General features: G+C 52.1%; 24 protein-coding genes and 5 pseudogenes. 9 read left to right on the top strand and 20 right to left on the bottom strand.

Features of this window, described 5'->3' with window-relative positions:
* Nucleotides 1–44 precede the first annotated feature (44 nt).
* Together K6R05_RS20585 and K6R05_RS20580 are read left to right on the top strand one after the other, a co-directional pair.
* Nucleotides 45–962, top strand: a complete 918-nt coding sequence (locus K6R05_RS20585) for an ATP-binding protein (protein WP_222925793.1) — start codon at nucleotides 45–47, stop codon at nucleotides 960–962.
* 224 nt (nucleotides 963–1186) lie between these two features.
* A complete protein-coding gene (locus tag K6R05_RS20580; RefSeq protein WP_222925792.1) occupies nucleotides 1187–1411 on the top strand; it encodes a hypothetical protein in 225 nt (74 codons plus the stop codon).
* Nucleotides 1412–1702: 291 nt separating this feature from the next.
* Here K6R05_RS20580 and K6R05_RS20575 read toward each other — a convergent pair whose 3' ends face one another.
* Nucleotides 1703–1966 (bottom strand): hypothetical protein, encoded by a 264-nt coding sequence (locus K6R05_RS20575; RefSeq protein WP_222925798.1) that lies wholly within the window; start codon nucleotides 1964–1966, stop codon nucleotides 1703–1705.
* Between the two features lie 237 nt (nucleotides 1967–2203).
* Nucleotides 2204–2515: an antibiotic biosynthesis monooxygenase family protein gene (locus K6R05_RS20570; RefSeq protein ID WP_222925791.1), complete on the bottom strand. Its 312-nt coding sequence runs from the start codon at nucleotides 2513–2515 to the stop codon at nucleotides 2204–2206.
* Between the two features lie 212 nt (nucleotides 2516–2727).
* Between K6R05_RS20570 and K6R05_RS20565 the strand changes: the two genes are divergently transcribed.
* On the top strand, nucleotides 2728–3240 hold the full coding sequence (locus K6R05_RS20565) for a hypothetical protein (RefSeq protein ID WP_222925790.1): 513 nt from the start codon (nucleotides 2728–2730) through the stop codon (nucleotides 3238–3240).
* A 390-nt stretch (nucleotides 3241–3630) separates the two neighbouring features.
* On the opposite strand, the gene fetB is transcribed toward K6R05_RS20565, so the two are convergent.
* The 4 genes from fetB to K6R05_RS20545 form a co-directional block, all read right to left on the bottom strand.
* Nucleotides 3631–4410, bottom strand: a complete 780-nt coding sequence (fetB, locus tag K6R05_RS20560) for an iron efflux ABC transporter permease subunit FetB (protein WP_222925789.1) — start codon at nucleotides 4408–4410, stop codon at nucleotides 3631–3633.
* The gene (fetA, locus tag K6R05_RS20555) at nucleotides 4397–5065 is read right to left on the bottom strand and encodes an iron efflux ABC transporter ATP-binding subunit FetA (RefSeq protein ID WP_222925788.1); all 669 of its coding nucleotides are present in this window, start codon (nucleotides 5063–5065) and stop codon (nucleotides 4397–4399) included. Before fetA ends, fetB begins: the two co-directional genes overlap by 14 nt.
* Before the next feature lie 260 nt (nucleotides 5066–5325).
* Nucleotides 5326–5814 (bottom strand): hypothetical protein, encoded by a 489-nt coding sequence (locus tag K6R05_RS20550; protein ID WP_222925787.1) that lies wholly within the window; start codon nucleotides 5812–5814, stop codon nucleotides 5326–5328.
* A 188-nt stretch (nucleotides 5815–6002) separates the two neighbouring features.
* A complete protein-coding gene (locus K6R05_RS20545; protein ID WP_161736497.1) occupies nucleotides 6003–6662 on the bottom strand; it encodes a DUF1345 domain-containing protein in 660 nt (219 codons plus the stop codon).
* A gap of 585 nt (nucleotides 6663–7247) precedes the next feature.
* Between K6R05_RS20545 and K6R05_RS20540 the strand changes: the two genes are divergently transcribed.
* A complete protein-coding gene (locus tag K6R05_RS20540) occupies nucleotides 7248–7454 on the top strand; it encodes a TraR/DksA C4-type zinc finger protein (protein WP_222925786.1) in 207 nt (68 codons plus the stop codon).
* A gap of 221 nt (nucleotides 7455–7675) precedes the next feature.
* Here K6R05_RS20540 and K6R05_RS22250 read toward each other — a convergent pair.
* The 3 genes and pseudogenes from K6R05_RS22250 to K6R05_RS20530 all read right to left on the bottom strand — a co-directional run.
* Nucleotides 7676–7789: pseudogene (locus K6R05_RS22250) on the bottom strand (alpha/beta hydrolase); the annotation flags it as partial.
* 72 nt (nucleotides 7790–7861) lie between these two features.
* Nucleotides 7862–8218, bottom strand: a complete 357-nt coding sequence (locus K6R05_RS20535) for a carboxymuconolactone decarboxylase family protein (RefSeq protein WP_309568534.1) — start codon at nucleotides 8216–8218, stop codon at nucleotides 7862–7864.
* Nucleotides 8219–8228: 10 nt separating this feature from the next.
* A complete protein-coding gene (locus K6R05_RS20530) occupies nucleotides 8229–8714 on the bottom strand; it encodes a (R)-mandelonitrile lyase (protein WP_222925785.1) in 486 nt (161 codons plus the stop codon).
* Here K6R05_RS20530 and K6R05_RS22245 point away from each other — a divergent pair.
* Nucleotides 8713–9013 (top strand): annotated as a pseudogene (locus K6R05_RS22245) (LysR family transcriptional regulator); the annotation flags it as partial. The gene K6R05_RS20530 and the pseudogene K6R05_RS22245 sit on opposite strands and share 2 nt — an antisense overlap.
* Here K6R05_RS22245 and K6R05_RS20525 read toward each other — a convergent pair.
* A pseudogene (locus K6R05_RS20525) lies at nucleotides 9003–9476 on the bottom strand (LysR family transcriptional regulator); the annotation flags it as partial. The pseudogenes K6R05_RS22245 and K6R05_RS20525 overlap by 11 nt on opposite strands.
* 301 nt (nucleotides 9477–9777) lie before the next feature.
* On the opposite strand from K6R05_RS20525, the gene K6R05_RS20520 reads away from it, so the two are divergent.
* Entirely contained in the window at nucleotides 9778–9981 is a 204-nt protein-coding gene (locus K6R05_RS20520) for a hypothetical protein (protein WP_013196355.1), read from the top strand.
* A gap of 93 nt (nucleotides 9982–10074) precedes the next feature.
* On the opposite strand, the pseudogene K6R05_RS20515 reads toward K6R05_RS20520, so the two are convergent.
* A pseudogene (locus K6R05_RS20515) lies at nucleotides 10075–10386 on the bottom strand (DUF3147 family protein).
* 124 nt (nucleotides 10387–10510) lie between these two features.
* Nucleotides 10511–11035 (bottom strand): cytochrome b561, encoded by a 525-nt coding sequence (cybB, locus tag K6R05_RS20510; protein WP_222925784.1) that lies wholly within the window; start codon nucleotides 11033–11035, stop codon nucleotides 10511–10513.
* Between the two features lie 693 nt (nucleotides 11036–11728).
* Between cybB and K6R05_RS20505 the strand changes: the two genes are divergently transcribed.
* Entirely contained in the window at nucleotides 11729–12076 is a 348-nt protein-coding gene (locus tag K6R05_RS20505) for a hypothetical protein (RefSeq protein WP_161736492.1), read from the top strand.
* Nucleotides 12077–12396: 320 nt separating this feature from the next.
* Here the strand turns inward: K6R05_RS20505 and K6R05_RS20500 are convergent, their stop codons facing one another.
* The 4 genes from K6R05_RS20500 to K6R05_RS20485 form a co-directional block, all read right to left on the bottom strand.
* Entirely contained in the window at nucleotides 12397–13320 is a 924-nt protein-coding gene (locus tag K6R05_RS20500; RefSeq protein ID WP_222925783.1) for a substrate-binding domain-containing protein, read from the bottom strand.
* An 87-nt stretch (nucleotides 13321–13407) separates the two neighbouring features.
* Nucleotides 13408–14187, bottom strand: coding sequence for a TIM barrel protein (locus tag K6R05_RS20495; RefSeq protein ID WP_161736490.1), 780 nt, complete (start codon nucleotides 14185–14187; stop codon nucleotides 13408–13410).
* The gene (locus K6R05_RS20490) at nucleotides 14187–15200 is read right to left on the bottom strand and encodes a Gfo/Idh/MocA family oxidoreductase (RefSeq protein WP_222925782.1); all 1014 of its coding nucleotides are present in this window, start codon (nucleotides 15198–15200) and stop codon (nucleotides 14187–14189) included. The genes K6R05_RS20495 and K6R05_RS20490 overlap by 1 nt, the downstream gene beginning before the upstream one ends.
* A gap of 12 nt (nucleotides 15201–15212) precedes the next feature.
* Nucleotides 15213–16661 carry a sugar porter family MFS transporter gene (locus K6R05_RS20485; protein WP_222925781.1) on the bottom strand — a complete coding sequence of 483 codons (1449 nt, stop codon included), beginning with the start codon at nucleotides 16659–16661 and terminating at the stop codon, nucleotides 15213–15215.
* Nucleotides 16662–16846: 185 nt separating this feature from the next.
* Between K6R05_RS20485 and K6R05_RS20480 the strand changes: the two genes are divergently transcribed.
* The gene (locus tag K6R05_RS20480; protein WP_374206943.1) at nucleotides 16847–18808 is read left to right on the top strand and encodes a sigma-54-dependent Fis family transcriptional regulator; all 1962 of its coding nucleotides are present in this window, start codon (nucleotides 16847–16849) and stop codon (nucleotides 18806–18808) included.
* A gap of 336 nt (nucleotides 18809–19144) precedes the next feature.
* Here K6R05_RS20480 and K6R05_RS20475 read toward each other — a convergent pair whose 3' ends face one another.
* Nucleotides 19145–19765 (bottom strand): TetR/AcrR family transcriptional regulator, encoded by a 621-nt coding sequence (locus K6R05_RS20475; protein ID WP_222925779.1) that lies wholly within the window; start codon nucleotides 19763–19765, stop codon nucleotides 19145–19147.
* A gap of 242 nt (nucleotides 19766–20007) precedes the next feature.
* Between K6R05_RS20475 and K6R05_RS20470 the strand changes: the two genes are divergently transcribed.
* On the top strand, nucleotides 20008–21144 hold the full coding sequence (locus K6R05_RS20470; protein WP_374206944.1) for an MFS transporter: 1137 nt from the start codon (nucleotides 20008–20010) through the stop codon (nucleotides 21142–21144).
* Nucleotides 21145–21410: 266 nt separating this feature from the next.
* Here K6R05_RS20470 and K6R05_RS20465 read toward each other — a convergent pair whose 3' ends face one another.
* The 3 genes and pseudogenes from K6R05_RS20465 to K6R05_RS22240 all read right to left on the bottom strand — a co-directional run.
* Nucleotides 21411–22835, bottom strand: a complete 1425-nt coding sequence (locus K6R05_RS20465) for an alpha,alpha-trehalose-phosphate synthase (UDP-forming) (RefSeq protein ID WP_222925777.1) — start codon at nucleotides 22833–22835, stop codon at nucleotides 21411–21413.
* Between the two features lie 118 nt (nucleotides 22836–22953).
* A complete protein-coding gene (locus K6R05_RS20460; protein WP_222925776.1) occupies nucleotides 22954–23502 on the bottom strand; it encodes a GNAT family N-acetyltransferase in 549 nt (182 codons plus the stop codon).
* Between the two features lie 415 nt (nucleotides 23503–23917).
* Nucleotides 23918–24844 (bottom strand): annotated as a pseudogene (locus tag K6R05_RS22240) (methyl-accepting chemotaxis protein); the annotation flags it as partial.
* Nucleotides 24845–24941: the final 97 nt, after the last annotated feature.

Here is a 24941-nt window from a genome sequence, read left to right as displayed (position 1 = left end):
TCGACTTAGACATGGGGACAACCGGCGACTGGATTACCACGCTGGTGTCGACGCTGTTAACGATAGCCGTCTCGGTGTTTTTTTCTGCCCGCTTTGCGCGCCAGATGATCGTTCCGCTGGAGTCGCTGACTCACAGTGCAAAACGCGTGGCTGAAGGGGATTTAAGCGCGCGAGCCAGTCAAGGTGCTATAGAAATTGGCGAGATTAATGCGCTGGTCAAAGATTTCAACCGCATGGCGGAAACACTGGAAACCCTGTCAAATGATAGCCGGACCTGGAACGCCGCTATCGCTCATGAGTTAAGAACCCCGGTGACGATATTGCGTGGGAGACTTCAAGGCTTAGCGGACGGCATATTTGCGCCCGATCATAAGCTCTTCGTTAATCTGATTCATCAGACTGATGGTCTGACGCGGTTAATTGAGGATCTCAGAACCCTGAGTCTGGCGCAGTCGGGACATCTGCATATTCACTATGAGCGCGTGAATATCAAAAGAGAGATTGAATCGTTAGCTGAACTGGTGAAAGAGGATTTCAAAGCCAGTCACCATTCACTCGTGCTGAAAGTGAATCCGGCTATTATTGAATGCGATGCTTTACGCTTCCGACAGGTGATGCTGGCCTTTCTGGAAAATGCCCGCCGTTATTCCATCCCGGGCGTTGTTATGATTTCCTGTGAGCAGGATGCAGCAGGCGTCGCTGTGCACATAGACGATGAGGGGCCGGGAATCGATCAGGATTTTGCCAGGACGATATGGGATGCGTTTGTGCGCACCGATGATTCCCGTTCCCGCCTGAGTGGCGGGACAGGCTTGGGTCTGGCGGTTGTAAAAGCCATCGTGCTGGCCCATGGTGGAAAAGTCTGCTGCGAAAAAAACAAATTAAACGGTACGCGATTCTCTTTCTGGCTGCCCGATGCTAAAACAAGTCAACCTGTGCTCAACCCCGTCATCTTGTCCTGATGCGCATCATTTCTCGCTTATATCCCATCTGAAAATGATGCCAGCCTGACTTCATGATTAATAATGCATCACCTGCATTTGTCATTGCCCTGGTCATTGCCCTAAAAGCGTAACGACAGGTAACTAACTTCGTGATTCGTGTATCCTGGCGAGCGTAACATCTCAAAGCCTGGCTATGCTCAGCGGAGTTCAACCTGCAACTATGACTATCAGGATATAAAAAGATGAAAAAATTAACAGTTATTGTTATGGCTACCGGTCTGTTTTTGTCTGTGAATTTACAGGCTAACGCCGAAGGATGTCTGAAAGGCGCCGCAGTCGGCGGCGTGGCCGGTCATGTTGCTCATCATCATGGTGTTGCCGGGGCCGCAGCCGGTTGCGCAGTCGGTCACCATATGGCGAAGAAAAAACAGAAAGAGGCCGAGAAAAATCAGCCGGCGCAGAATTAAGCTGAGCTTTGGTTCTGATGTAAAATAGCTGATTGCCGGACACGCTGTTGTCCGGCAATCGCGTAAGACTAATTTTTTTATAAAATAGCAGATAAGAGGTTTGACAGTTTGCGGGATATTATCTTTCAGAGTTAACAGGTGTAAAAGGAGCCACGTTGACCGGCAATATTCTTTTTATACTGACTCGTTAAAAAATAACAGTAGCAGACTTAAGCCATAACCGGCTATTCAGGTATGTTCTTAGCTGACTATTACGTTATTTCCTTCCCTGAGATGTATTCGCTCGACGGCCTAAGCGTCGTGGCTATTACGCCACTCTTCAACCCTCTCCTTTGAGACTTCTTTTTTATAACAAATCGGTGCATATCCGCCCTGCTTGCTCCATGCGCTGCGCCTGCCACAGCTACTGCCGTTACGTGCGGAGTTAAAGGGGCATGCACAAACACCCGGGTATGAGTCGATTGAATCCTCTATGATGAGCTGGCGAATCTGATCATCGGTTTGCTTAGATGTTTTACCTTCAGATGCGCTAACCCAAAAAATCATCATGCCCATACACAGAGAAAAGACGATTTTTCTGTTATTCATGATTTCCTCCAGAAGTGAGGAGGTTACGTTAACGCAGAATAAAATCGGGCGATCCTCTGAATAAAAGGCTAAAGATTGTCAACTCGGAGGGATGTTCTTCGCCCGGGGGAAAGTGACTGATTTTACTGAACCAGGCCAATACGTCTTCTGAGAAAATTTGCTGAATCAGACATAAGCCGCCGCCGGGCGGCAGCGGGGAAATAATTATAAAGGCATTACTTTCTGCACCTGATGCTGAAAAACGTAGGGATCGGAGAGCAGTTCAAACTGCTCATCATCCGGATATGTCACGGCAATCTGATACTTATCGCCTGCAAAGGCTTTAATCGCCTCGACGTTTTCCCAGTATGTAGCAAGAAAAAAATGCTCCCATTCACCCTGCGTTTCCCTGCGCACACGGGCTCCCAGATTTCCCGGTGTCCCTTCTGAATGTTCTACACCGGTCTTTTGCAGGTGAGTCGCAAAGCCCTCCGCATGCCTGAGCGGTACGCATCCGTGCCATGTTCTGACAATCATTTCGCTCTCCTCATGTTGTGGAACGATTTAAAACATAAAAAAAGTCCATTCTCTTTGTCTATGGTAAGAGCAGCATGATAATCTTTAACCGCAAAATAATTTCGCCTGATCCATGCCCCACCTTACTACCTGCAGGTTCAGAGAATGTGCCAGTCGCGCCGTTATTCTCGTGACTCGTACTGCTTAAAACTGACTCATGGAGAGAGTTACAGATGAATTCCTGTTCGACACCTCGTCTGGCGCTGATAATCACCAGTGCTTTGGGCTGCATATTTACTTTTTTTGTGTGGCTCAATGAAATCGACCGCACTACCTTTCTGGCACAACCCGTACTTAAAGCACTATGGTGCGCCGTTCTCCCTCTGGGACTGTCCGTTTTTTTGATCATAAAAAAATGGGGTAAGGGGGAGCCTATGAAAGGCATGATGAATAACATCAAGCTTTTCGCAGGTGCCGTTCTGATGGTTATCTTTTTAGGTTACATGCTGCTCACCACCCTAGTCTGGCTACTTCCGGGTACCATCAGCACCTATACGGCATATAGCGAGTTTTCGGCTGGCAGTCGTAACAGTTGTTCTGGCGTAGATGTTAACGATCCAGATCTGCAAAGACGGATTAAAGTGTGCGAACCTGCGGGCAATTATTTTGGTGGAGGAATGCTTAGTGTTACCAAACGTAGTACTGCGGCAGGCATGACCATTGTTAACTCAGTTCTTAAAGATTGAGACGCAATCCGTCTCTATTCCTCGCCCCGAAAAGACGACCGCAGGCGGGTAAATCGGGCCAGATAATTTTCACTACAGTACTAAATTTGGCAGGCTGCTAAACCCTGTTTACAGACGTCTGACTTACTTCCAGGCGATATAGCCGCCTGGAACGCTCCTGAAAGCACGGCATTATGTATGATGTAACTAATTTCAATGGCTGACCCAGCGCGATTAGTTCAGCATTTCGGGAGAATCCCTTTCCTTTATAAAAGCAATCTTAATCGGGTAAACGGAGGCAACCAATATCTCCCATAGTCCTGATCACATCCGCACGCTTAAATGTTTAATTCTGATTTTAAAAAATGATGTATTCAATGACTGCAATATTTACCACAGCCATCAGCACGATTAATTCTGCTTTGTACCCGATATCTTCAGCTGCGCCCTGGCATTATAGAAACGTCGATAGGATAACCAGACGGCGATGATGGTTGACAGGCTGGCGGTGCCTATCAGCATGAACGTCACCATAATCTGATACTTAATCGCCTTGAGCGGATCGATTCCGGCGAAAATCAGTCCGGACATCATGCCGGGCAGGCTGACCAGTCCGACGGTTTTGGCTGCATCCACTGTCGGGATCATCGCTGTGCGAATGCTGTCAGTAATAATCCGGCCTGAGGCGAGCTTCACCGATGCACCCAGGCTCAACATCTCCATAATTTTCTGGTGGTTGTCAGTGAAGCGCTGATTCAGGTTGCTGAAACAGAGCCCCACTGCAACCATGGCATTCCCGGCGATCATGCCTGTAATGGGAATGACCTGCATCGGCACAAACGCTATCGCGCCGCTCAGTACCAGAATCGTCAGTGTTATGACGGTGCCGCTGAAGATTGAAACAAGCGCTATCGCAAACGCGTTATCAATATTCTGACTGCGTTTGCGGGCGTTAATCGCGGCATTCACGCAGATAAACAGCACCATCAATACTGTCAGCCAGCGGTTATTGACATCAAAAATCGACTTCAGCACAAAGCCGACGATGACCAGCTGAACAATCGCCCGACAAACACTCCAGACAATATCTTTGCCCATGCCAAGTTTTTCTTTCTGGCTGATCAACAGCGCGATGACGACCAGCGTCAGTGACAGCAACAGCGAAGTGTCACTGATATTATGCTGATTCACGCTCGTTTTCCTTCTCTGACGGTTCAAGGCGCAGCACGTGCCCGGCCTGCTGAATATCGCTGACATCATGACTGATCCGTACCACAGCCACCTTTTCTTCAGCTACGATCCGGTTAATCAGTGAAAGTACAGCCAGCCTGTTCTCCTCATCAAGGGCGCTGGTCACTTCATCCAGTAACAGTACGTCAGGCATAAACTGCAGATTGCGGAGCAGTCCGACACGCTGTTTTTCTCCGCCTGAAAGTTGTTCAACCGATTTTTCCAGCATGTCAGGAGAAAGTTTAACGCTTTCCAGCGCAGCAACGAGCTTGTCCCGCTGTGGATTCTGACGGCGAATCTCCCAGGGCAGCGCAAGATTGTCATAAACCGTCTGGCCGAACAGTTGTGGCGTCTGAAAACAGTACGAAACCTGCTGACGATAGGTCTCGGCTTTTAGCGTGGTGATGTCACTGTTCCTGAAAAGGATTTGACCTGTCGTTGGGGTAATAAGTGAAGCAAGGATTTTCAGAAGCGTGCTTTTTCCGCTGCCGGATGGACCGGTCAGTAACACATAACCGCCCTGATTTAACTGCAAAGATACCGGTCGCAGTAACTGGCGGTCCCCGACCGAAAAAGTCACATCCTGCACAGCCAGCAGGGGCAAAGCTCTGTCCATATTTACGCCTCGGGGCCTGACAAAATTCAGAATGACTGGAGTTTAGTATCCGTAAAAAGCGGGCGTTATGACTCACAGACTGATTACCGGTAGTGTACTTCCCTGCCCTTAAACACAACCGGAATAGCGCATCAGGGGCATCTACTGAGAGGAAAAGCATAGGGCATTACGCTGCGGCTGTTCATCTTTTGAGAACAATTGTGACCGGCCATGTTGCAGCCGGTCAAAACTGCAAGCGTGACAGACATGCCAGGCGAGACTTATTTTTTTTCCCAGCTTGTTGAAACCGGATTGGTTACGCTGTTTTTTTCCTGCGTATAGGTGCCGTTCTGCTGCGCGATAGCCTCGCCGGTATCCACAATCGCGTTCTGAATAAAAACGTTCTGCTTTTCATTTCTGATAAAGGTTAACTGGTGAAAGGCCGTTTTATTGCCCCAGTCGGATGAAGGCAGTGAGATAAAGCGTACGGTGAAGGTTTCATCCTCAAACCTGCCCTGCATGACATAAACGCCGTAATGGTTTTCACCCTGAGAAATGATCTTATAGGTGCCGTTATCGTAGTAATAAATCTCCGCATCCGGAAATGGTTTTTTGTCATACATTTTTCGATAGTGCAGAACCTGTTTGATGGTGGGCTGACCAAAGCTGACGGAAAGCTTGTTACCTTCTGCTGATGTCGTCAGACCTTTAGCGTGAGCACTGCTCATCAGCATTAACAGGCTTGTAGTGATCATGGCGGTGGCTTTCACTCTATTTCTCCTTATCGGATTTGGGGGCCAATAGCGTAAATCACCCACGAACTTACACGGCAGCGGGTGTCTGGTGAAGAGGCAGCTAACACCTTATTACACATTGTTATAATCACGACAGGTGACCAGATTATTTCAGAAGCTCACGTCGGATAAACGTTGCCCGGCTGTCGATTGATGACAACAGCCTAATTAAGCAAACTGGCACCGACATTGACCGATAAACCCAAAATAGCCAGGTTAAAAATAAATGAGATAACAGACTGCAATAACGTCAGCTTACGCATCTCTGTTGTTCCGGTGGCGACGTCCGCCGTTTGCGAGGCAACCGCAATGGTGAATGAAAAGTAGAGAAAATCCCAGTAGCCAGGATTTTTTGTTTTATCCGGAAATCTCAGCGGACTCACGCTGTTATCCCGGTAAAGATAGTGCTGATGGGCATAATGCATCGCAAAGGCGCTGGGTAACATGGCCCAGGATGCAATCAGCGTCAGTGCCGTCAGCAATAAATGCAGCAGTCTCGGCGTGCCGGTGAGACCTTTAAGCGTGGGGAGTTCACTCAGTATGGCCACAATGCTGACGATACAGGCCACGATCACAATGCCCAGCACCAGTGCAGCACTCTGATCCTGCTGTTGAGCAATGCGCCTGATGCCCGTTGCATCGGTACGCAGCATGCGAAACCAGAGAATACCAAGATAGAGCCAGGCCCAGACATTCCAGCTAATCAGTAACCGCTGCATCTGCCCGGGATGATCAGAGAGCAGAAAATAACAGATCAGTCCGGCAGTGATGGAGATCAGCAGTCTCAAACGAGCATAAAGCGTGGAGGTTAAAGATGTCGGCATCGTAAAACCATGGTGGTTTAATCGGAGTGATAACAACTGTAGTTAAAATCAGGTGAAAATCCTGCACTAAGCATTAATTCTTACACTTTTAATGTACCGGTGTGGGTTCAATGCTGAATCATGAAAAGTGTCAAACAGGTCAGCGCAAAGTGTTATGCAGACAGTCGTCACCTGATGCTGAGATCAATAAATTATAACGTTGTCTCTGACGCGCTTTTTAAGCGACTCTTTCAGGCTATTTGCATAGTTACACAACAATTAATAATCCGGAATCAGTGAGTCAACTCGCAAATAAAATACTGAATGCTTTAACAGTCATCTCTGAAACATTATTTCTGTGAAGCCAGCTGGCTCAGCAGAAGCTATTAATATTTTCCTCTAATGGAAGTAAGTAAGAAATGGCGGGCTCAGGCGTACTGTTTCCTGATAATTCTGAAAGTCAGTGTAAGATGTTGGAAATATAGCGCTGTGATTAAGTATGAGTCTGATTTGCTGTATAATTACGTATTCGTTTACACAAACGCGTTCTCTGTACATAACGGTTTGTGTTTTAATCCTTGAAAGTTGATGAGGCTCTGAAATTTTATGGATGATGTTGATCTGGCCCAGGAGCGCGAAGAAGCGCATCTCGCCGCTTCTCTGGCAGCCCGTAAGACCAAACTTATAAGTCCCAACGGTTTATGCGTCTGGTGCAAAGATGAAGCTGTCGTGGCCGAAACGGCTTTTTGCTCAGCTGAATGCGACGAGGATTATCATAAGTATCGCCGTGAGCAGAGTCAGCGTATTAGCTGATATTCCTGAGTGAGACATGCTCAAATTAGCACTGATCACATCTCTGTCCTTAACCCGACAGGGTGCCTTGCCCGTTATCCGTAAGGTCATCGTTGTCATGTCAGGCTGCATGTTTTTGCCGTAACTGTCGGCAGGACCTTTTCAGAGGGCAGAAAAGAGACCGGTGTTGATGCTAATTCCCGGTGGTGAAGGCATGCAGACACTGCATGCCTCACTGATTACTAACTCAGGTATTGATTGAAGAAGTCGGTCATCTTCGCAAATGGAATTTTACCCATACGATCGTATAAATCGACATGCGTTGCATCCTTCACGATCAGCAGTTCTTTTGGCCTGCGTAACACCGCCTGTAACACTTTCCGGCCGGGGATCCGGACAAAAACAAAATGTCTGTAACACGGAAGAACTTAACCGGCAGGGACTGAATCGAGAGCGGCCTGCAGCCGGTCAGCGCTTGCCTGCTCGTCATTCTCCATAAAGAAAGCCACCAGTTCAGCAAGCTGAGACGGCGTGACTCCGACATTCATGCTCATATTCAGGTGCGCTTTCAGCTGCGGCTCAGTGCCGGACATGGCGGCCAGCATCCCTATGGTAGCCAGCTCGCGGCTTTTCCAGTCCAGGTTGTTGCGATTGAAAATATCACCGAAAAGATACGTCTTCAGATACGCGTCGGCAGCCGGAGCAAACCCGAACAGGGGGCCGCTGACCGCCTTTCCAGCAAGCGCAGCGCACAGCACGACAACGGAGCAGAGACCCCGTTTCATCAGGTTACGTTCATGACCTGTCTGCTGAGGCGTAGTGCTCATCCGTGACCTGCTCCATCCAGTCAACGACCTTGCCGTCCTGGGCTTCGGCGATGGCAATATGGGTCATGGCAGTCTCCGGTGCGGCCCCGTGCCAGTGCTTAACGCCGGTCGGTATCCACACCACGTCGCCGGGCCGGATTTCACGCACGGGACCACCCCACTCCTGCACCAGGCCAGCACCAGCCGTCACGATCAGCGTCTGACCAAGCGGATGCGTATGCCAGGCCGTGCGGGCAGAAGGCTCGAACGTCACGGTAGCCCCGCCGATACGCGCAGGCTCAGTGCCCTGAAAAGGGGAATCGATACGAACCGTTCCGGTGAAATAGTCTGGCGAACCTTTTACGGAGGGTTTTGCTCCGCTTTGCATAATCGTAATCATCGGGGTGATCTCCTTTGCGTAGGTGACTGAAACAGACAGTGCCAGGGACACTGCAGCATTGGCAAGTCTCTTCATGCAGGCTCCGTTTTCCAGAGCTGGAAAAGCCGGACGCGGACATCACGCCCGGCACTTTTTAAGTGTAGGCCTGGCAGGATTGGTTGATAAGCCAGGTAAAACTGAATGCTTATGTGCAGGGCATGCAACAATGACAGCTGAAATCCTGACCGCGCACGATCACGCTATTGATTCCATTCTCTGGCCCCGACTAAAGCCTCTGCTGAAACGCTTTCCGGACATTCAGATAGAACTGAGTGTCGATTATTCGCTGACGGATATTGTGGCAGCAGTTTGATGCCGGCATCCGACCGCGTGATGCTCCAGCAGCGAGCTGCATAATCTGATGACAGCCTCTGCGGTGATCACCGCATGCGCCGTCTGTACGGCGGATTCACTGATGATTTGCACTTTATTCTGCACATTCAGCGCAGCCAGTGCCTGCGGCAATAAACCAGCAGCCAGTGCGGGCGTCGCAGCAATGCTGAGTGGACGATGCTGCTGATGCGCGATCGCCTGTGCGCGTAAGCGAATCTGGTGCAATGACAGCCGCGCTTTCTGCACATACTGATGCAGTTGCAACGCCTCTTCTGACGGATGGATACGCGGGCCATTGCGAATAAACAGCGGATAACCCAGCGACTGCTCTAATTCCTGAATCAGGCGAGAGACGGCGGGCTGCGAGCGGTTCCGTGCTTTGGCCGCCGCAGTGACGCTGTCCGCAGAAATTACGGCCGGGAAGGCTTCCAGCTGACGCAGATCGAGGTCATTTAATAAGGTCATAGCAAGAGTACTTCCCTAAGTCATTGATCGTTCCCGATAATCACCCGGGAAAATCCATCATAAAGAGAGTCAGGCAAACCAGCCACAGTGAAAAATCGCGAAGCCCCTGGCATTAATGACGGCAGAACGTGACCGTCGGGTGGCCTTGCGTCTCCTGACTCCCGCCCGTTTTTACATTCCAGATCGCGACACGCTAATCCAATGAGCTCAGTGGCATTTTCAGTCCAGGCTAGAATTCAATAGGTAAGCGTCAGCATAAAACCGAGTTAACGGCGCGACTCATCATAAAGAGGACGGAAATATGAAATTCGGTGTGATATTTGAAGATACTGGCGTCGAAGAGGAACATGATTTTGATTCCAAACCTGTTGCCGGCGATTTAGTGACGTTAACGCGTGACGGGGTTGGCAAAGATTATATTGTTATCATTGAGCCTGACCCGGACCACACCCATGATGACGGGCGTGACGGGCATCCAACAAAGGCCAGAGTCCGGCCCGCTTAGCGCACGGTAAGATGCTTTTAACCGCCCTCTGAGGCGGTTTTTAGCCAGCTTGCATGGAATAAGGACGACTTGCTTACCTTAGCGGCTTTAGCGCTACATCAGCACGATACCACAGCGTTTCAGAAGCAAAGCCCAGAGTGCGAAAAGCAGGAGAGTGATAGCGCAGGAGATGAGCAGCGTCAGCCAGAAGCCGGTGCGCTGATAGAGAAAAGGGAACAGAATAAACATGGGCAGTATCGGCACCACATACAAGAAGGTGTACCAGGCATGAGCACTAATTTTTGCCTGGGTCTGTCCTTCTACCTTCATCCAGATAAGCACCAGCACGGTAACCAGAGGTCAGGCCGCAAGTAAGCCGCCCAGGCGATCGCTACGTTTAGCCGCTTCTGAAATCAGCACGACCATAAAAGCCGTGATAGCATATTTCGATATCAGCCAGAGCCTGATTGTTCTCAATATTCCTGTTCATCCGACACCTGAGTGCCGGACCGTTTACAATCGTCCCGCTCCGGGATGTCAGCAGACGCAGTTACGGCATCATCCTGCGCAGCGTGTCATCTTTCAGAAAATAGTGATGGAACAGCGCCGCCAGCGCATGCAGACCGATTAACCAGTATCCCAGCGGGGCAAGAGTCTCGTGCCAGCCAATCAGCATACTGGCCGTGGCGGGATCGGGCGATGTCGCCACAGGCATATTGATCCCAAACAGGGCCCACTCTTTGCCACGCAGGTAACGCGAGCTCAGCCCGAGAATCGGTAAGACCACAAACAGCGCATAAATCAGTGTGTGCACCAGATGTGAAAGACCGATCTGCCAGCGTGCCACGGGCGGCGTAATCGGCGGCGTTACAGCACGGGTACGCAGCCAGAGGCGGGCTATCATCAGGATCATGACACAGAAGCCTGCGGAAAAGTGGGTGATCATCACTGCATTTCGCTGCCAGGTTCCCTTCTCTGCCATCCAGCGCAGTTCGATGGTGGCATAGGCGACGATAATCAGTAAGACCGTCAGCCAGTGGAAAAGAATTTGCGAACCCCGGTATTTCTTCAGCATAGATAAACTTCCGTCACTATTTTTTTGCGTCACTATACCAGTTATTTATTAGATGTTTATTAAGCGATTACTGGCGCGTTATGACAGGCCACACGGCTTAATGATACAGGCTGATAAGGACCAATCTGCCTCAAACGCAACGCAGGATCAGCTACGTGCCACAGAGATAGCCTGTGGTTAAGAGTGCCTGCCGCTGACATATTGCCTGCAGCGCTCAGCATTCGATTTCCTCTTGTCCTGCAGACCCACTGAGCAAATTCATGCGTATGAATATCCCGTTAATCCCTAAGGCTAATCAGGCTTTTTAGTTCATTACGCCTTTAACATTCAGCGCTGCGGATATAAGAAGTTTATGATTTAACACAGCGATAAATCTTAAACTTAACCTGATGTTCATCCTGTAAAATGGCGAAAGCATGCAGCTGACGCGCTGCGTGCCGCCATAAATACACTCCGCACTGGAACGATTAGCCCGCCCTGTGCGAATGTTTCTTTAAGTCAAATCCGCGCCCTGCCGCCATGACCCGCTTGCGCCTCGCTTAACTTTAGTACCAGCGTAAATAAGAGTAAAAATAACGCGCGTTACCGTAACCTTAGAACTCTACATTTCTCATGCAAAAACAGTAACTTCTCCTCTCATTAGAGTTCGCCTATGCTGGCTGCTCACGACATTTTGCGTCAGAGGGATTTGCTATGTTTAACGTACCCGCAACCTACAGTGCAGAGGCTGTTGAGTGCCTTTACGAAGTTATCGACATACTCAACCTGAACGGCGCACGATGCCACGTTATCTTTGATAGTCAGGCGTCCCGCGCCGCGGTGATCGAGGCAGATACAACAGAGCAACTTGGCGAAATGCGCTACCCTGTGCTGGCTGTGCTTGAGATGGAGCGCGTCACCAGCATTAATACCCTACTGCGTATTAAATCATTCTGGACCGATTCAGACGGTGCTCACCCTGAAATAGCGTCAGGCAGCCTGGCGAACGCGTTATATAAAGCGCTGACACTGAAAAAACATATTACGCTGGTGGGATTGTAAATCAGGCTAATAAGGAGCGCGCGCGTTGAGTTCCCCTGGAGCTCAGGCTGTTCAGACACGCGGCAAGAATGTCCTGGGCTGTTGAAGCACTGTGGGAAATATTCATAGAGGACCAAATCTGATCAGCAACGCTATCAGAGATAAATAAGTGCAAATAAACACGGGAACCGCAAACAAAGACTATATGCGCGCTTATTACAATCCGTTTTCCCCCATTTTACTGAAAGCGTTCTGAACTCGCGCGCATCATGATTTTTGGTTATAAAGAGTGATTAAGTTCTCGTCAGCACCAAAGGTGTACAGCTACGTTGGATGAAAAACTACCCGGCATGCTCAGCAGAAAACGTCAGGTAATTTTCGGGTGTAATAAGCTGATAAGGCACCCAGTTAAGCGTCTCAACTTTCTTCTTATCCAGCAGCGCTTTGGTCACCTGGACCGCACCTGTGGCCTGTCCTCTGGCATCCTGAAAAATAGTCAGCGCCATCTTGCCGTTTTTAATGAACTGCTGACCGTCCGGTGTTCCGTCGATACCGGCCACGAGAATTTTTTCATTCTTCGCCTGGTTTAACGCCATGATGGCACCGATTGCCATCTCATCGTTATTTGCGGCGATGGCATCAATCGGACGCTGATTCAGCAGCCAGCCTGACACGACATCTACCGCTTCATTGCGCTGCCATTTCGCCGTCTGCTTCTCAATGACTTTCATGTTCTTATATTTGCTGATAACGGCTTCTACCGCGCGGGTACGTTCCCGAGCCTCTTCATTCGACAGCGCCCCCATAAGAATGGCCACATTGCCTTTGTAGTTCATTTTTTTTGCCAGTGCTTCCATCTGCATTTCGCCGCCCAGCGCCGAATCAGAGCCGACATACGCCATGTTTTCGGGCAATTTCACTTCCGGTTTTCGGTTCACAAAAACCAGCGGAATACCGGCCTTTTTTGCCGCATTAATCATCGGCAAGACGCCCTGGGTATCGACCGGATTAAGAATAATGGCGTCTACGCCCTGGTTGATAAAGTCATCTACCTGCTGCACCTGCAGCGCGACATCACCTTTGGCATCGACAAACTGGCTGTTGAGCTGGCTGGCTTTCAGCTCCTGTTGCATGCGGGTACGAAGTATAGAGACAAAGTTAAGGTCGAAGTTAGCCAGTGCGACGCCAACGGTAAGGGTTTTGGCGTTGCCACTGACACTAAACAGCAGGACGCATAGGCAAAGAAGGAGGTTTCTGATGTTCATAGTGTGTTCCTGTAGGGTTGAGGTTGTTATTGTTTTCATTAACTTTATTTTGCGTCGGGCAACAGGCAGATATCCGACGCACTGCGCTTACAACGTAAAGTGATCGCGGAACTGCTGGATAGCCGCTGTACTATCGCCGCTGGCCCAGCCCTCCATAGCCACTGTGCCGCTGTAACCCATCTCCTGCAGCGTTCGGGCGATAGCACGGTAATTGATCTCCCCGGTGCCCGGCTGCTGGCGGCCAGGTACATCGGCAACCTGAATTTCTCCGATGGCGGAACCGCAGCGCCGCAGCAGTTCAATCAGATTGCCTTCGCCAATTTGCGCATGGTAGAGATCCAGATTCATCTTCAGCGCCGGGCTATTGATCGCCTCGACCAGCGCCAGCGTCTCAGACGCCAGGGCAAAGGGTGTGCCTGGATGATCGACCGGCAGGTTAAGGTTCTCGAGTGTGAAAACCCGTCCGGCTCGTTCGCCAAGAAGCGCAACCTGCCGCAGCGTATCGGCGGCCTTCAGCCACATTGCGCCGGTTACCGTTGTCACGGGTTTTACCGGCAGACCGCGATCGTCAAGCCCGGTGCCATGCAGATTCAGTACCGGACAGCCGAGACGTGCAGCTACGGCCAGCGACGCTTCAGCGCTTTGCAGCAGTTGCTGGATTTCCGTCTCATCCGTCAGATTACCGCTCAGATAACCGGTCATAGAGGTAAAGCGCGCACCGGTCGCGACCAGCGCATCGATATCCTTGCTGGCCCATCCCCAGATTTCGACGCCAAAACCCAGTTCGTGAATGCGTTTTACGCGCTCAACAAACGGCAGTTCCAGAAATACCATTTCAGCGCATACGGAAAGTTGATAAACGGCCATCAGCGAGCTCCCAGCTTAACCGGCAGGTTGCGCTGCACAGATTCGATACAGGCCAGCGCGATTTCCAGCGCGTTTCGCGCGTCTTCGCCGGTGGCGCGGGGCGTTTCACCGCTGCGGATACAGTGAGCAAACTCACTCATTTCTGCCACGTACGCTTCGCGCAGCAGATCTGAATCCAGTCTTGACGTATCGACCGAAATTCCGCTGGCGGTATAACGCACGCAGTGATTGGCATTGATGTGGCCCGCCTGAAGCATGCCTTTGCTGCCGAAGACCTCGCCACGCACGTCGTAGCCGTACACCGCCTGAAAGTTTGCCTCAGCAATCGCGATGGCGCCGTTGTCGAAGCGAATAGTGACAACCGAGGTATCCAGCAGGCCTTTATCTTTAAAGTCTGGCCGCACCAGTGCATCGGCCAGCGCATAGACTTCAACCGGCTTCGCGCCGTGATTGAAGTGCAGCAGGGTGTCAAAATCGTGAATGAGGGTTTCAAGGAAAATTGTCCACTGCGGAATCGGGGCGGGATCGTTCAGGCCCGGGTCACGGGTTACCGATCGGCTGAGCTGCGTCGTACCATTCTCGCCGTTTTTCACCGCCGCAATCGCCGCAGCAAAGCCGGAATCAAAGCGGCGATTAAAGCCTACCTGTAACACCACGCCGGCCTGTTTTGCCGCCGCGATAGCGCGATCGGCCTCCTCCAGCGTCACTGCCATTGGCTTTTCACAGAACACATGTTTGCCGGCATTAGCCGCCGCGATCACCCACTCTGTATGTGTCCGGGCAGGAGCCGCAATCGCGATAGCGTCAATTTCATCATCCTGCAGCAGCGCATGCAGATCGCTGTACGCTTTGCTGACCCCAAGCCGGCTGGCGAGCTTTTCCGCCGCGCCAGGAAACGGATCGGCCACGGCTGCCAGGGTGGCGCCAGGCACGCGCCAGGCCAGATTTTCGGCATGAAAACTGCCCATGCGGCCTGCGCCAATTAAACCCACACGCACTGTTTGATGGTTCATAAAAACTCCTTATTATTTCGCTTTAGCCCAGGCGGGCGAGGACGGGTGTTGATGAGATGGTTGCGCATCAGCGGCGAAACGACGGGATTTGGAGAGCATCAGCGGCTCAATATGCTCAAGCGAAACGCCGCGGGTTTCCGGTAAAAAACGACGGACAAACCAGAACGCGATAAGGCATCCCACCGCACACAGCATCAGCGGGAAGGCACCATGAAAGTGTTCCATCAGCACCCGGCTGCGGTTCATCATCGGGAAGCTTTGCGTAACGATAAAATTCGCGACGTACATTGAGGCAAACGCAAAGCCCATCGCTACGGCGCGGATACGATTAGGAAAGATTTCAGAGATCAACAGCCAGGCACCCAGGCTCCAGGAAAGGCCAAATATCAGCACAAAGGCTAACAGCCCCATCACTGGCAACATCCCTCCAGCATCGGCGATAAATGCCCAGGCGGTGAAGACCATAGAGAGCACACATCCCAGTGCCCCCCAGCGCAGCAGCAGCGTCCGGCCCAGACGATCGATGGTACTCAGACAAACGGCCACACCAGCCAGCAGCGCAAGTCCAGGGAAAATGCTGTGAAACAGGGAAGACTGGGTACTGCCGGTGATGTTTTGTAAGAGTGACGGCGCGTAATAGAGCAGGATGTTGATACCGGAGATCTGCTGCAAAATGGCAATGGCACAGCCAATCAGCAGGATATAGCGTGCCCGTGCATCCCGCAGAATGCCGGGCTGGCTGGCCCGGGCGTTGTCATGCTGATGTGACGTCAGGATCTCCTGTAACAGTCGCCCGGCGTGCCGGGCATTTGAAAGACGGGTCAGCACGTCGAGGGCGCGATCTTTTTTACCGTTCAGCGCCAGCCAGCGCGGCGACTCCGGCATAAATGGCACCAGCAGCAGGAATAGCGCACAGGGCACCACGCCGGAGGCCAGCATCCAGCGCCAGCCTTCACTGACAATCCACTGATGCGGCATACCGCGTGCAATCAGGTAATTCACGATATAGACCGTTACCTGTCCACCGACCATCAGCATCTGCTGCAGGCCGAGCATGCGGCCCCGCCAGTCTTTCGGTGAAACCTCCGCGATATAAAGCGGCGTAATCGCTGATGCCATCCCGACTGCCAGCCCACCTGTCAGCCGCCAGAGAACAAACCCGGTCAGAGAACTCGCCAGCGTAGCACCTACTGCGAAGAGCAAAAAAAGTATGGCGGTGAGGATCAGTGTTGATTTGCGGCCAATACGATCTGAAATGAAGCCCACGCCCCATGCGCCAACGATGCAGCCAGTAATGACATTCGATACTGCCCAGCCACTCTCCCACGGGGTTAAGTACCGATGTTCTGTCAGCGGCTCGATAACGCCGGAGATAACGGAAGCGTCATAACCCAGAATGACGCCACTGAGTGAAGCAATGGCGCAGATAAACAGAATCAGCCGTAAATTATGTTTGCACATAACAACTTATTTCCCTTCGCTTGTTTGGTTCAGGTAACTGCATCCACAGTTGCAAAGGTGATGCCAACCGAAATCCGGGAAATTTTGTGAGCGCTGCCACAGCCCCACCTCACAAATTGGCAACAAAATTTACATGTCAACTTAACATGTCCATAAAATGGGCATTTGATCCCGTGAGGTGGCGTGTGAGTCAGCAACTGTTATTACGCGATGAGAGCGAAGCAATTTTCAGCCTGCCGGACAGGGAAGACGCTGACGGCTGGGATGCGCTGTTATGGCAGAGCTGGCAGCGTTTCATTCAAGGCGAACAGCCACCTGCGCTGCGACAAACTATTCTGCATTCCTGGCAGCGTTCGCAGCAGTACGCTATCGATCCGCACTGCTTTATCTATAGCGCCCCGCCAGCCAGTGAGCTGACGGCAATTCTCGAAAACAATGCAGAACTGATTCTTGTTGCGCGCAACATCATGGAAAATTTGCTCGCCTATAATCCGGATGGGCACATTAACCTCACCGACGCACAGGGGGTAACGCTCCATTTTTGCGGGGCCGACCTGACACCGGTCGGCAGTATTCTGCGTGAAGAGGTATTGGGCACTAACTGTACCGCGCGCTGCCTCATTGAACAGCGGCTGGTGTACGTGCTGAGCGGTGAGAACTGGAAGTTTGATCTGCGCAAACGTCGCCGACAGTGCGCTGCGGCACCGGTCCGCAATGAAAATGGAGAGTTGATTGGTGTGCTGACCCTGACCGCCACGCCGGATAATTTTAACGCCCACACGCTGGGTACGGTTCAGGCGGCGGCGGAAGCTGTCGGGCAGCAACTGATGTTACGACGCCTGCTGGCTGAACAACAGTCTATTCTGGAGACGCTGAATGAAGGCGTTATTGTCTGTGATAAACAGGGACGCATCAAAACGCTTAACCGCTATGCGCGCCAGATTTTCAGCGGGCTGGAACCACGCGATACTCCGATTGATGAACTGCTGCGACCGCAGGCCGGATCGCTGCTGACCATGCCTTTCTGTAATGACCTTGAGCTGCAGTTCAGGCCAGCAGGCCTCGCTCCCCTCTCCTGCCTGATATCGTTAATGCCCGCTCCGGATGGCGGACGCGTGCTGTCACTGCGTGAAAATCAGCGTATCCGCGCGATTACACGACGTGTAATGGGTGTGAACGCCAGTTACACGTTTGAAATGATCCGCGGCCACTCATCACGCCTGCAGCAGGCGATCCATAAGGCACGCGTCAGCAGCCGTACCGACAGCACAGTGCTGCTCAGCGGCGAAAGCGGCACCGGTAAAGAGTTGTTTGCTCAGGCCATTCATAATGCGAGTCCACGCCATCAGGAAGCCTTTATCGCTCTGAACTGCGGCGCACTCCCGCGTGATCTGGTGCAAAGCGAGCTGTTTGGCTATGCCGATGGCGCCTTTACCGGTTCACGTCGTGGCGGTTCACCGGGCAAATTTGAACTGGCTGACGGCGGAACCCTTTTTTTGGATGAGATTGGTGAGATGCCACTTGAAGCGCAAACCAGCTTATTGCGTGTTTTACAGGAGAGCGAAGTGCTGCGTATTGGCGCTGCGCAGCCGGTGAAAGTTAATGTGCGCATTATCGTAGCAACCCACTGCAACTTACCTGAAGCCGTAGAGAAAAACGCGTTCCGGCGCGATCTCTATTATCGTCTGAATGTGATTTCACTGGAAATCCCACCATTGCGCGATCGTCGTGAAGACATTCCGGAACTGGTGAACATTTTCATTCAGGCACTCTGCACGCGTCTGAAGCGTATTCCACCGGTGGTCGCGCCCGAGGCAATGACATGTCTGCAATCCTGGGATTGGCCTGGAAATGTGCGCGAACTCGAAAATGTTATTGAGCGTGTCGTTAACCTGAGTGAAGGATTTGAAATTACCCGATCCGATTTGCCGGAATCGCTGCAGGAGAATTTACCCAGTGATGTGTCCGAAGATATGCCATCCTCACTGCAAAATCTTGAGCGTATGCATATTTTACAGGTTGTAAGTGATCAACACGGGAATCTGCGTCAGTCGGCCCAGTTGCTGGGCATTTCACGAACAGCGTTATACAACAAACTGAATGGCTGGGAAATCGATTACCGTGCTTTTAGAAAAAACATGCCTTAATCTCTGCAATGGCCTGACTGATTAGCGGCATAAAATCGTATCCGCTGCTGACCAGCAAGATGCCGCAAATTATCCAAATCACGATAAATACTCCCGCCGTTATGCGACTGACAGGACCTCTGCTGGCCTGCACTGCGCTTTCCCGATGCTCATGCGTGACTTCGGCTGGAATGAGATGCACCACCAGCATGATGCCTGATGGTTCGATGATCAGGTCATTGAGATAGCCGATAATCGGAATGAAGTGGAGATCAAGTCGATGGGGGAAACGGCTTTACGCATCTGTATAGCTGCACCTTTTACACGCGTGCTGCGTGCTAAAAACGATCTTACTCATCAATTCTTAGCATCAGAGATATTCGCATCCCAGACTTTCATCACGGCGGATACCGCCGCATCCAGTTCTTTACCGCTTGCCCCATCCCGGGCTTCCGTTGACAGGCCGAGTTCAAAACTGTGGAGCGTTACCGCCAGCGCCCGCACGTCTGTACTGGCAGCCAGCTGTCCCGCCTCTTTCGCTCTCGTGACACATCGCAAAAATCCCGCCCTTGTCCGTTCGCGCTGCACAGTCAGAATTTCACGGATGTGATCATTAGCGGGTGAACAGGTATTCACGGACAGCGCAATCAGGCAGCCGCTGGGATGCCCCGGTTCTGTCTGCATTTTTGCCGAACGGCGCAATGCCAGTTCGACAGCTTCGCGAGGCTCAAACGTGTCATCCCACAGGCAATCGTTAACCTGGCCGTAAGTCGACGCATAGCATTCAACCACCTCCTCAAACAGCGCCTCTTTTGATCCAAACGCAGCGTAAAAACTCGGTGCGGTAATACCGTTACCAAGGTTCGACTTAAGCATGGCAAGCGAGGTGGACTCGTAGCCATACTGCCAGAAAAGGGTCATCGCCTGACGAATTGCCTCATCACGATCAAATGTCCGTGGACGTCCCATCTGAGCCATATCCGCTCCTGTTTTTACCTGTCAGATTTAAATACTAATCGATACATATGTGCTTGACAAGGCTCAGGCCGGCCTATAGCTTCAGATATATACCAATCGATACATTAATCAGAAAATTTTTTGCCACAAGGGTTTTCACGCTATCAACGATTTAAAAAGGGGCTCACGTGCACACCACTTCAGAATTCCATGAAACCACCCCCCAGCGGGGTCTGCCTCTGGCTTCCCTGCTGGCCTTTGCCATGACGGGCTTTATTGCCATCCTGACAGAGACACTACCGGCAGGTCTTCTTCCGGAAATCGGCGAAGGCCTGGGTGTTACTCAGGTGATGGCGGGCCAGCTGGTCAGTATTTATGCGCTGGGATCGCTGCTTGCGGCGATCCCGTTAACGGTGCTGACCGGTGCATGGCGGCGTAAAAAAGTTCTGCTGCTTGCCGTCGGCACCTTTCTGATTTTCAATACCATGACCACCCTTTCGTCCAGTTACTGGCTGACGATGGCGGCCCGTTTTATGTCGGGTGTGGCAGCCGGACTGGCATGGGGGATCCTGGCAGGCTATGCACGCCGCCTCGTTCCTGCTGCGTTACAGGGTCGCGCACTGGCTATTGCTATGGTTGGCATACCGGTGGCTCTGTCGCTAGGTACGCCGGCAGGCGCATGGCTGGGCAGCCTGATAGGATGGAGAGTGCCCTTTGGGATCATGGCAGCCCTGGCCGTGATTCTGTTCATCTGGACATGGATCGTGGTTCCTGATCTGCCGGGGCAGCAGTCAGGCCGTGGCCTCCCTGTGTGGAACGTTTTCCTGATGCCCGGCGTCACACCCGTTCTGGCGGTTATCTTTCTGTGGATGACGGCACACAACATTCTTTACACCTTTATTGGCCCGTTCCTGCAGCTGTCGGGACTGGCTGCAAACGTCGGACTTATCCTGCTGGTTTTTGGCATTGCGGCACTTATCGGCATCTGGATTACCGGAATGCTGGTAGATCGCTATCTGCGCAATCTGGTTCTGCTCAGCCTTGCGGCCCTGGCGGTTGTCTCTGTGGTGCTCGCCGCAGGCATGCGGCAACAGGTTCTCGTCTTTCTGGCCGTCATCGTCTGGGGATGGTCGTTTGGCGGCGCGTCAACTCAGATGCAGACGGCCGCTGCCGACTCGGCGGGCAATTATGTCGATGTCGTTCAGGCGATGGTGACTACCGCATGGAATCTGGCCATTGCCAGCGGCGGGGTCGTTGGCGGGCTGCTGCTCAATAATGCCGGTGCTGAGTCATTCCCCTGGGCGCTTCTGGCCTTTATGGCTGTTGCGTTTGTCATCGCCTGGCGTGCGAAAAAGCACGCCTTCAGGCCTGGCGTCAGAGGCGGTTCAGGGAAGTCGTAGCCGCGTAAATTGTCTGAAACCACACATTTCTCTAATTTGCTTTGCAATCTGCGACACGGATGTCCGCCTGAAGATGCTGAGCAAAATGCCGTTCCTGCATCGCATTGCGATGAGGAACCTTGCCTGAAACGGACTAACAAAACAGGTCACTTTTATTTCAGGAAAAGTTCTAAGGACATCACCTTTTGGCTGTCATCGGTGACGCTCACTTTTTGACGTCCGAAGATCGGGTTACTGAAGTGCTGGTTTTTATGAAATCTGACAACTCAGTACCTCGCGCGGCTACTACTCAGTCGTGGAAAAGCCGCGGGCGGCGGCAACGCTTCCGGGTCAGCAGGCACGTTGTTCAGCATCCGCAAAAATGACGCAGCCCAGTGATGGCTGTTGTGCATATGCAGGCCTTTCATCAGACGGGCGTGCTGACAGCGCCGTTCGTGTAACGGCATCTGCAGGGCGCGATGGACCGCACTGGCCATGGCATCAGGATCATAAGGATTGACGATGATGGCACCTTCCATCTGCCCGGCGGCACCGGCAAACTGCGACAGGATAAGTACCCCTGGATTTTTCGGGTCCTGCAGCGCGACGTACATTTTGGCCATCAGGCTCATGCCCGCCATGAGCGGCGTAACCAGCGCAACGCGTGAGGCACGATAGATACCGGCCTGCTCTTCCCGGCTGTAAGCGTGAGTCAGATAGTTCACCGGATACCAGTTCATGGTGCCATGCACACCATTGAGTTCTCCACATTGCGCTTCCAGAGCGTGACCGAGTTGTGACGCATCATGTGCGTGTCCGGCTGCCGGCGGCGCAAGCTGCAACAGCGTGATATTTTTCTGGTAGCAATCATGCCTCCGCAGCAGCACCTCCAGCGTGCTGATTCGATAAGGCAGTCCTGAACTCTCATCAAGATGGCCGCCGCTCAATACGCTATTTTCGGGCAGACTTTCGCGGCACTGCATTTCCATATAGGCGCAGCTGTTACTCTCACGCAGAGACTCAACATCGTCGAGGTCGATCCCGACCGGGAACACACCAACGTTGATGATCCGGCCATGAATGCGAAAGCTGTGCGCTTCCAGCCATTCCAGCCGGAATTCGCTCTCCAGCCAGACGAGGAAGTTATTCATATCCTGCACGGTCTGAAAGCCAATCAGGTCACAACACAACAGCGACTCTGTAAACCAGCGCCACTCGGGTATGGTTTCAAACATTCTGCCAGCCGGGAAAGGCTGATGCAGAAAGATGCCGACTGAATTGGGCAGGCCCTCTTCGCGGATGTAGCGGGCACAGCCCAGCAGGTGATAATCCTGAATCCAGATAACATCGTCTGGTGTGGCATTTTCACAGATGGCCCGCGCATAGGCTTTATTAATGTTTTTATATTCCTGAAAACCATTGGTGGAAAAACGGGCCATGTCCGGACGCTGGTGGAAAACAGGCCATAGCCCTTTATGAATGTAATTATGGTATCCCTCATTAAGCTCGCCCGGCGTATAGGGGAAGGTCACGGTTTCATACCGATCGTGCTGCTTCGCAACATCGGCTCTTGACGCATCCTGAGAGATAACCGTGCTTTCACCATTCCAGCTAATCCAGAGGCCGCCCAGCCGGGAGAGTATCCCGTCATAAACTGCAGTAAGCGTCGAGCGTTGCGATTGATTATGAGAAACAAGGATAAGGCCTGACATGGTGTGTTCCCTGATTGAAGGCTGTGGACAGGCGATCAAGCCTGGCAGCCTGCGGCTGTTAAGCTGAGGTCGGAGGATAAACTGGAGAAAACCGCTCATGAGTGCGCGCCCTGTCCGCTTAATGCCTGCTGGCGCTTCTGGCGCAGATTGAATCATTAATCCTATCGTGCAGAGTCGTCACCCAGACGCCAGGCAGTGAGGGAAAGGCGATGAATCCGTTTCGCTCAAAAAAATCCGGCACGGGTTCACCCATTGCAATAATACGGCGGCAGCCTCTGGTGCCAGGATGAGAAAGACAGCAGTGCAGCAGCCAGGATCCAAGCCCGACAAAGCGATACTCCGGCGAGATAAACAGATTCCGGATTACCCAGGTTTCAGCCATGTCAGTTACAACCCGGGCAAAACCGATTTGTCGGCCATTACGATAAAGCCCGAAGCACAGGCTGTTGTTGAGGGCCAGAATCAGCGCGCGGCTGTCGGGTATCGTTGTGCCCATCCATTGCGCAACCAGGCGATAGTTCAGCAGTGACGGATCGGTACTGGCCTCAATAGCATCCCGGAACCACTTGCGGGGCGAAATGAGGCGAAGGCGCTGCTGCTCAGCAAGATCGGCTAATGCCGCCTCGCGGCAGCCCGGTATGGACCAGGGCTTATTAATGCATTTCATTCACGGCTTTCCGATAAGAGGCGCACAAGCGCCCGGTGCCGTCAATTAAACCGGGAGGCCCGTAAAAATGGCGTAAAAAGAGGCTGGTGAAGTGTAAAAACGCTGCAAAACAACTGCCGCCATGGCATTAGCGGGCGAGTACGGCGTGAAAGTCAGCGCTGGATGGTGGTGAGCTAACCGGGAACTGGCCTGGATCTGCCTCTCTCAGCAAAAGTATTGTTCAGAGAAACCTGTTTAAACGGGCATAAACAAAAGGCGCTAAAGGCTTTCAGGCAATCGCTGCTGGCGGAAATGCGTCGGGGAACATAACTCTACTTAACCGTGATCCTTAGTTCTCTGAGCGGCCCTGAATATGCTCACGGAGAAAAGCCCTCTGTCAGAGGGCTTTAATTAGTGTGCACTCAAACCATGACGCTTACAGACGAAAGGCATTCACTGCTTCACGTAACGAATGTGCCTGGGCTGAAAGTGACTGCGATGCCGAAGAGGATTCCTCAACCAGTGCAGCATTATTCTGCGTGACGCCATCCATCTCATTGACCGCAATACTGACCTGAGAAATGCCCTGCATCTGCTCTGCTGAGGCAAGTGAGATGTTGTCCATCGCGTCGGCCAGTTTTCCGACCATAGCATTGATATCAAGGATGCTCTTGCCTGTTCCGGTTGCGACAACAACACCACTTTCAACCTGTGCTACGGCTTCTTCAATCAGATGTTTGATATCTCTGGCAGCCGTGGCGCTGCGCTGAGCAAGCGTCCTGACTTCACCGGCAACGACGGCAAAACCCCGCCCCTGTTCGCCCGCACGAGCGGCTTCTACCGCAGCGTTGAGCGCCAGAATATTGGTCTGGAAGGCGATTCCTTCGATAACGGCAGTAATATCCCGGACTTTCACTGCGCTTTTGGAAATATCATTCATCGTCTCTGACATCCGCTGCATATCGTGCTCGCCCGACCGCGCCAGGGTAGCGGTTTCGCGTGCAGAGTCCGCAGTCTGCTGCGCACCCGCTGCATTGCTTTTTACCGTGACGGTGAGCTGTTCGATACTGGCGGCAGTTTCCTGTAACGCGGCAGCCTGCTGCTCTGTACGGGAGGAAAGTTCGGTATTGCCCTGGGAAATTTCATCAGCAGCCATGGCTACCGAAGCGGAGGAGTCTTTGATATGGGAGACCAACTTGCGCAGATTATTTTGCATGCTATTCAGGGACGCCATCATGCTGACGGTATCCCCCTGACGAAGTGTCACCGTCGTTGTCAGATCCCCTGCAGCAATCGCGGCGGCCAGGCCCTGCGCATGAGAAGGTTCGCCACCCAGTTGAACCTTGAGCCAGCGGGTAATCAGGCCACTCATCACAAACCCCAAAATGACAAACAGGGTCGTCAGAAACGCCAGCGTTACATAAACACCCGAGAGCGCCTGCGTTGAGGTTTCCGCCGTT

Origin of the sequence: Pantoea alfalfae (assembly GCF_019880205.1) — a bacterium.
Lineage (GTDB): Bacteria > Pseudomonadota > Gammaproteobacteria > Enterobacterales > Enterobacteriaceae > Pantoea > Pantoea alfalfae.
This window is presented reverse-complemented; position numbering and strand designations above follow the sequence as displayed.

What these genes read in the sequence shown, in the direction of transcription:
- K6R05_RS20580 (WP_222925792.1), top strand. Translation starts at nt 1,187, where the DNA reads ATGAAAAAATTAACAGTTATTGTTATGGCTACCGGTCTGTTTTTGTCT.
- K6R05_RS20575 (WP_222925798.1), bottom strand. Translation starts at nt 1,966, where the DNA reads ATGGGCATGATGATTTTTTGGGTTAGCGCATCTGAAGGTAAAACATCT.
- K6R05_RS20570 (WP_222925791.1), bottom strand. Translation starts at nt 2,515, where the DNA reads ATGATTGTCAGAACATGGCACGGATGCGTACCGCTCAGGCATGCGGAG.
- K6R05_RS20565 (WP_222925790.1), top strand. Translation starts at nt 2,728, where the DNA reads ATGAATTCCTGTTCGACACCTCGTCTGGCGCTGATAATCACCAGTGCT.
- fetA (WP_222925788.1), bottom strand. Translation starts at nt 5,065, where the DNA reads ATGGACAGAGCTTTGCCCCTGCTGGCTGTGCAGGATGTGACTTTTTCG.
- K6R05_RS20545 (WP_161736497.1), bottom strand. Translation starts at nt 6,662, where the DNA reads ATGCCGACATCTTTAACCTCCACGCTTTATGCTCGTTTGAGACTGCTG.
- K6R05_RS20540 (WP_222925786.1), top strand. Translation starts at nt 7,248, where the DNA reads ATGGATGATGTTGATCTGGCCCAGGAGCGCGAAGAAGCGCATCTCGCC.
- K6R05_RS20535 (WP_309568534.1), bottom strand. Translation starts at nt 8,218, where the DNA reads ATGAAACGGGGTCTCTGCTCCGTTGTCGTGCTGTGCGCTGCGCTTGCT.
- K6R05_RS20530 (WP_222925785.1), bottom strand. Translation starts at nt 8,714, where the DNA reads ATGAAGAGACTTGCCAATGCTGCAGTGTCCCTGGCACTGTCTGTTTCA.
- K6R05_RS20520 (WP_013196355.1), top strand. Translation starts at nt 9,778, where the DNA reads ATGAAATTCGGTGTGATATTTGAAGATACTGGCGTCGAAGAGGAACAT.
- cybB (WP_222925784.1), bottom strand. Translation starts at nt 11,035, where the DNA reads ATGCTGAAGAAATACCGGGGTTCGCAAATTCTTTTCCACTGGCTGACG.
- K6R05_RS20505 (WP_161736492.1), top strand. Translation starts at nt 11,729, where the DNA reads ATGTTTAACGTACCCGCAACCTACAGTGCAGAGGCTGTTGAGTGCCTT.
- K6R05_RS20500 (WP_222925783.1), bottom strand. Translation starts at nt 13,320, where the DNA reads ATGAACATCAGAAACCTCCTTCTTTGCCTATGCGTCCTGCTGTTTAGT.
- K6R05_RS20495 (WP_161736490.1), bottom strand. Translation starts at nt 14,187, where the DNA reads ATGGCCGTTTATCAACTTTCCGTATGCGCTGAAATGGTATTTCTGGAA.
- K6R05_RS20490 (WP_222925782.1), bottom strand. Translation starts at nt 15,200, where the DNA reads ATGAACCATCAAACAGTGCGTGTGGGTTTAATTGGCGCAGGCCGCATG.
- K6R05_RS20485 (WP_222925781.1), bottom strand. Translation starts at nt 16,661, where the DNA reads ATGTGCAAACATAATTTACGGCTGATTCTGTTTATCTGCGCCATTGCT.
- K6R05_RS20475 (WP_222925779.1), bottom strand. Translation starts at nt 19,765, where the DNA reads ATGGCTCAGATGGGACGTCCACGGACATTTGATCGTGATGAGGCAATT.
- K6R05_RS20470 (WP_374206944.1), top strand. Translation starts at nt 20,008, where the DNA reads ATGACGGGCTTTATTGCCATCCTGACAGAGACACTACCGGCAGGTCTT.
- K6R05_RS20465 (WP_222925777.1), bottom strand. Translation starts at nt 22,835, where the DNA reads ATGTCAGGCCTTATCCTTGTTTCTCATAATCAATCGCAACGCTCGACG.
- K6R05_RS20460 (WP_222925776.1), bottom strand. Translation starts at nt 23,502, where the DNA reads ATGAAATGCATTAATAAGCCCTGGTCCATACCGGGCTGCCGCGAGGCG.